Source organism: Treponema endosymbiont of Eucomonympha sp. (assembly GCF_001028545.1).
Genome location: NZ_BBPW01000066.1, coordinates 1 through 4523 on the forward strand (window position 1 = coordinate 1; position 4523 = coordinate 4523).

Sequence of the window (4523 nt, forward strand, 5' to 3'; positions counted from 1 at the left end):
GGGACAGAGACACTGTTCTAGGCGGGACAGAGACACTGTTCTAGGCGGGACAGAGACACTGTTCTAGCCTAACGAGAGGCGCTCGCGTGAGCGGGGAGGCGGAAACGCCTTCCCCGCCCTGCTCTTTGCGCTTCCCCGTCCTTCCGTATAATAGACAAGAACAGCTCTGTTTCCGCTTATTGGCTTTGCCTCTATGCCGTGCGGCTGCCGCCGAGCTGCCCGCACGCCCCGCCGATTCCCCGTCCGCGCTTTGTGCGGAGCGTTGCGTTGACGCCCGCGCGCGCAAGCTCGCGCAGCGCCTCGCGGCATTCCGCGTCGGTCGGCTCGGCAAACGGCAAGCCGGGGAGCGGGTTCCACGGAATCAGGTTGACGTGCGCCCCCGTGTCCCGCGCAAACGCGGCGAGCAGCCGCATTTGGAAGCGAGATGTGTTCCGCCCCGAGAGCAGCGCCGCCTCGAGCGTGCACCGCCTGCCCGTTTTGCGCGCATAATAGCGAACCGCCTCCTGCAAGTCGGGAAGCGGGTTGTCCCGCGCCACCGGCATGAGTTCCTCCCGAAGCGCGGGGTCAGCGGTGGTGAGCGACACGGCGAGGCGCACGGCGGGTCCCGCGTCCGCAAGCTCGTAAATGCCCGCGACGATTCCGGCGGTGGAAAGCGTCATTCTGCGGACGGATAGTCCGCGCCCCAGAGGGTGCGACAGCACCGCGGCGGCTTTGCGGACTGCGCCAAGGTTGAGCAGCGGCTCCCCCATTCCCATAAACACGACGCTGTCGAGCGTTCCGGCGCGGGATTCCAGCAGCAGGAACTGCTCCACGATTTCGGCGGCGCTCAGGTTGCGCGTAAAGCCGAGCAGCCCCGTCCGGCAGAACGCGCAGCCCAGCGCACACCCCGCCTGACAGGAGACGCACGCGGTCTTCCGCGCCGCGCCTTCCCCGCCCGACGAGTCGGCGAGCAGCACAGCCTCGATGCGGGCGCCGTCAGGAAACGCGACTTGCAGTTTGACCGTACCGTCGCGGTCGGTAAGCGTCTGGAGCGCCTGCCCGGAAACCACGCAGGCTGTTTCGGCGAGCGCGGCGCGGAGCGATTCCGGCAAATCCGTCATACCGTCAAAGGAACGCGCGCCGCGGGCGACCTGCCCAAAGATTTGCCGCGCGCGAAACGGCTGGTCGAGCGGCACAGCGGCGCCCAATTCTTCGGGCAGGAATCCCGCAATAGCTACCCGCCCGCTCACGCCGTGCGCCCTTCCGCCGAGCCGATCGCCTGCCCAGCGCCCGCATCCGGCTCGCTTGCCGAACCTGCCGCTTGCCTATGGCTTTGCTTATGCTCGTCTTTTGTGGGGAGTCCCGCGAGGGTTTCCTGTCTTCCCCGCAGTTTGTGCCTATCCGCAAGTCCGCCAGTTGCCGAGAGACTAGCGGACTTGCAAGCGATTCCTGGCGCGTTACCCAGACTGGGAAATGCCGCCGGAAAGTCCTTGCTGTCTCTGCTCATATCGTCCGCCGCGTCAAACAGCCTTTTTCGGTTTCGGCAGCGGCACATTCCGTTCCAGTTCCTTTACCACCGCGGACAAAAGCTCGCGGTCGTCGGGGTCGATAATGTAGTGTTCTTTTGCGTTTTTGTACGGGAACCCTCTCTCCGCGTTTCCCAGATACGGCTTTACACAGTCGAGCGTCTTTATATATGCGGTGTTGTCGCAGATGAGGACGACGGGCTTCCCGTTCGCGTAGAGCATATATTCGCCGAACATCTTCCGATAAGTAATGCTGGCGTCCGCCGCAATCTGCCCGGCGACATACTCGACGAATTCCCGGTCGCTTGCCATAGCTTCAGCCCCCGAACGAGCCGATTTCCAAGAGGTTGCCTTCAGGGTCTGCCACGTAACTGGTGCGCTGTCCCCACGGCATGGTCGCCGGAGGGAATACCGCCGCCGCGCCTAAGGATACGAGACGTTCATACTCCGCGTCGACCGCGCCGTATGACGGAAGCGCAAACGCTATTTCCATAGTGCCGTTGCGCCCCTTCGGATACCCGTATGTCTGCGCCGTCATGTTCTCAAAGTCCCTTCGCCCATACATGATAAGGCGGCAGCCGCCTGCCTCAAAAGCGGCGTCGGCGTCTCCGTTCCAGTTCGTTTTCAGCCCGACGACGTCGCGGTAAAATGCCACCATGCGTTCCATATTGTTCACGAACAGACCAACCGCGTCGATTTTCATTTTATACCGCCTCCATGCTTCAGTTTCGGCATTATTCCGTTTCTCTTGCACGTCGCGCCCGGTATCCCTGCGTTCGGCGCGCGGCTACCGCGCCGGTTCGCCGCCGATTTCGGCGAGCAGTCCGGGGAAGGGCGCGAGGCTCCGGCGGAGGATTCCCTGCATGTGCGCGATAAGTATGCCGTAGTTGGTCATAGGGACGCCCGCGGCGGCGGCGTTGCGGCAGCGGTGCTTCATCTCGCGCTCGTTGAGCATGCAGCCGCCGCAGTGCACGGCGAGGCGGTAGGGCGAAAGGTCGTCGGGGAAGTCGCCGCCGGAGGTAAAGTCGAACAGAAGCCGCGCGCCGGCATAGTTTTTAATCCAGCGGGGCAGCTTCACCGTGCCGATATCGTCGCACTGGCGGTGGTGGGTGCAGCCTTCGGCGATGAGGACGCGGTCGCCGTCCGCGAGGCGGTCGAGCGCCGCCGCGCCGCGCACGGACTGGGACAGCGAGCCTTTGTAGCGGGCAAAGAGAATCGAGAACGAGGTGAGCGGCACGTCTTTCGGGGTGTCCGCCGCCGCTTTGGCGAATACCTGGCTGTCCGTAACGACGAGCGCGGGCTTTTTGCCCAGATGCTCCAGCGTCTCCCGCAGCTCGTGTTCCTTGACCGCCACGGCGACGGCGTCCGCTTCCAGAATGTCGCGGATTGTCTGCTGCTGAGGCAGGATGAGCCGTCCTTTGGGGGCGGCTTTGTCTACGGGCACCACCAGCACGACGAAGTCGCCGGGGTGAATCAGGTCGCCGACTATGCGGAGCTTCGGCTCGTCGGTGCGGGCAAGCGCGGCGATTCGCTCCTTGAGCGCGGCAATGTTGTAGCCGGTCACGGCGGACACCGCGAGGGCGCGTTCGCCGTCCGGCGCGCCGCCTTCCGCCAGCAGGTCGCTTTTGTTGTACGCCACGACATAGCCGACGGCGCGCTCGTCGAACAGGCGGATAAGTTCCGCCTCCGCCTCGCCCACGCCGTCGACGGCGTCCACCACGAGCACCGCCGCGTCGGTCTTGTTCAGCACCTGCCGCGCCTTTTTCACGCGCAGCTCGCCGAGCCCGCCCTCGTCGTCGATTCCGGGCGTGTCTATGATCATGACGGGACCGAGCGGCAACAGTTCCATAGCCTTATACACGGGGTCGGTGGTGGTGCCCTTCACCTCGGAGACGATAGAGAGGTTTTGCCCGGTAACGGCGTTGACGAGGCTCGATTTGCCGGCGTTGCGCCTGCCGAAGAAGCCGATATGGATTCGATCGGCGGACGGCGTGTCGTTCATGCTCATGCGGCGAGTATAGCACGGGGGAGCGCGCGCGGGAAGGCGAAACACGGGCAGGTATGGAGTCCCTACGTGGGCAGGTATGGAGTCCCTACGTGGGCAGGTTCGGACTCCCTACGTGCGCAGGTTCGGACTCCCTACGTGCCCGTGTCACAGACCCCGACGCGGGCGGGAAGCAAACCGTTTGGCAGGCGCGCAAAAATATGCTATACAGGGGCGGGTTCGCTTCCATTCGGAGCGCCCGCGACGGAGGCATACGGTGAACATAAAACGCGCCGCATTAGGACTTGTTTTGCCGTATTGCGCAATCGCGCTTTTTTCGTGCGCAACTGCGCGGGGCGCTGCCGCTGCCGCTGAAAAAGCCGCGCCGAATACCGCAAGCGCGTTTTTTGCTGAGGCATTGTCTTTCGTCGTGCAGGGTGACTTCGACACCGCGATAGCGTGCTATACGGACGCGCTGAAGCTCGACCCGGATTTTGCGTTAGCTTACTTTAGTCGCGGTAACGCCTACTATAACTTCAAAGGCGACTACGACCGCGCGATTGCGGATTATACCCAGTTAATCAGGCTTGACCCGAATGTCGCGTTTGCCTACTCTTTCCGCGGCAACGCCTATTACCGCACGGGCGACTACGACCGGGCGGTCGCGGATTATACGCAGGCGATTAAGCTCGACCCGAATGACGCGTCAGCCTACAAGTGGCGCGGCGATGCCTATCGCAGCAAGGAAGACTATGACCGGGCGTTTGCGGATTATACGCAGGCGATTAGGCTCGACCCGAACGACGCGTCAGCCTACAGCAGTCGCGGCTTTGCTTATAGCAACAAGGGCGACTACGACCGGGCTATCGCGGATTATACCCGTGCAATCAGACTTGACCCGAACAAGGCGCTAGGTAGCGTGGACTGGAAGGTAGAGAAACAAACACCTGACATGAATGGCGGCGATGAAGGAAGCGGTGAGCTTTGCATAGCGCGTAGCAATTCCCCGCCAGCGCTTGAGGGCACGGAAGACG

Annotated in this window: 5 protein-coding genes and 2 pseudogenes; 1 reads left to right on the forward strand and 6 read right to left on the reverse strand. The window is 63.1% G+C overall.

Annotated features, from left to right (window positions below; translation table 11 throughout):
- Nucleotides 1-191: 191 nt before the first annotated feature.
- The 5 genes from rlmN to hydF form a co-directional block, all read right to left on the reverse strand.
- Nucleotides 192-1229 (reverse strand): 23S rRNA (adenine(2503)-C(2))-methyltransferase RlmN, encoded by a 1038-nt coding sequence (gene rlmN, locus AWU74_RS04030; RefSeq protein ID WP_062327888.1) that lies wholly within the window; start codon nucleotides 1227-1229, stop codon nucleotides 192-194.
- Nucleotides 1226-1486: a hypothetical protein gene (locus AWU74_RS04035; RefSeq protein WP_062327891.1), complete on the reverse strand. Its 261-nt coding sequence runs from the start codon at nucleotides 1484-1486 to the stop codon at nucleotides 1226-1228. Before AWU74_RS04035 ends, rlmN begins: the two co-directional genes overlap by 4 nt.
- 13 nt (nucleotides 1487-1499) lie before the next feature.
- Nucleotides 1500-1817: a TfoX/Sxy family protein gene (locus tag AWU74_RS04040; RefSeq protein ID WP_062327894.1), complete on the reverse strand. Its 318-nt coding sequence runs from the start codon at nucleotides 1815-1817 to the stop codon at nucleotides 1500-1502.
- Nucleotides 1818-1821: 4 nt separating this feature from the next.
- Nucleotides 1822-2208 (reverse strand): VOC family protein, encoded by a 387-nt coding sequence (locus tag AWU74_RS04045; RefSeq protein ID WP_062327897.1) that lies wholly within the window; start codon nucleotides 2206-2208, stop codon nucleotides 1822-1824.
- Between the two features lie 84 nt (nucleotides 2209-2292).
- Nucleotides 2293-3513: a [FeFe] hydrogenase H-cluster maturation GTPase HydF gene (gene hydF / locus AWU74_RS04050; protein ID WP_062327900.1), complete on the reverse strand. Its 1221-nt coding sequence runs from the start codon at nucleotides 3511-3513 to the stop codon at nucleotides 2293-2295.
- 76 nt (nucleotides 3514-3589) lie between these two features.
- On the opposite strand from hydF, the pseudogene AWU74_RS12635 reads away from it, so the two are divergent.
- A pseudogene (locus AWU74_RS12635) lies at nucleotides 3590-4363 on the forward strand (tetratricopeptide repeat protein); the annotation flags it as partial.
- A gap of 36 nt (nucleotides 4364-4399) precedes the next feature.
- On the opposite strand, the pseudogene AWU74_RS10235 reads toward AWU74_RS12635, so the two are convergent.
- Nucleotides 4400-4523: pseudogene (locus AWU74_RS10235) on the reverse strand (IS5/IS1182 family transposase); the annotation flags it as partial.

Bases quoted from the DNA above. Each gene is read 5' to 3' on its own strand.
- hydF (WP_062327900.1), bottom strand. From the start codon at position 3,513: ATGAGCATGAACGACACGCCGTCCGCCGATCGAATCCATATCGGCTTC.
- AWU74_RS04045 (WP_062327897.1), bottom strand. From the start codon at position 2,208: ATGAAAATCGACGCGGTTGGTCTGTTCGTGAACAATATGGAACGCATG.
- AWU74_RS04035 (WP_062327891.1), bottom strand. From the start codon at position 1,486: ATGAGCAGAGACAGCAAGGACTTTCCGGCGGCATTTCCCAGTCTGGGT.
- AWU74_RS04040 (WP_062327894.1), bottom strand. From the start codon at position 1,817: ATGGCAAGCGACCGGGAATTCGTCGAGTATGTCGCCGGGCAGATTGCG.